The sequence below is a fragment of the Streptomyces sp. DSM 15324 genome (assembly GCF_001514285.1).
Classification (GTDB): domain Bacteria; phylum Actinomycetota; class Actinomycetes; order Streptomycetales; family Streptomycetaceae; genus Streptomyces.
In genome coordinates this window covers 119644-120177 of record NZ_KQ949041.1, presented here as the reverse complement: position 1 = coordinate 120177, position 534 = coordinate 119644, and the positions used below count along the sequence as shown (strand labels likewise).

Below are 534 nucleotides of genomic sequence, written 5' to 3'. Positions count from 1 at the left end.
GGGCAGCACTGCCCTGAACCGTTTGCGCGCCCGATGCAGGCGCACAGCGAAGGCAGTGGCCGTGCAGCCCATGACCACGGCCGCCTGCTTGGCCGTCAGGCCGTACCAGGCACTCAGCACGAGTACCTCCCGGTCCTGTTCCGACAGCGCCGACAGTGCGGCGGCCACCTCGGCACGCGTCCCTATCGCGTCCCCGATCTCCACGGACCCCGCCCGGTCGGCCATGACCGCCAGGCGATCGGTCAGTGCGCGGTGCCGCTGGTCGGACCGCACACGGTTGGCGAGCAGCCGCCGGGCCGAGGCGAGCAGCCACGGCAGGGCGTCGCCGGGTACCGCCCCTGATTTGCGCCAGGCCAGCACGAAGGTCTCCGACAGGATGTCCTGCGCGGTCTCCCGGTCCGTACGGTGCAGCAGATACGCCAGGACCCGATCAGCATGCGCCGTATAGAGAGCCTCCAGGGCCCGGTGTCCGGCCGGGTCACCGTACTCCCCGGCGGTTGTTCGTCGTCGTCTCACAGCACCTCCATGTTCCGT

The 534-nt window shown here is 70.4% G+C and carries 1 protein-coding gene; it reads right to left on the bottom strand.

Annotation, left to right across the window (positions count from 1 at the left end; translation table 11 throughout):
- Window positions 1-516, bottom strand: a 516-nt coding sequence (locus tag AQJ58_RS38815) for an RNA polymerase sigma factor (protein ID WP_067259156.1), incomplete at its 3' end; no start/stop codon positions are given.
- Between the last annotated feature and the right edge of the window lie 18 nt (window positions 517-534).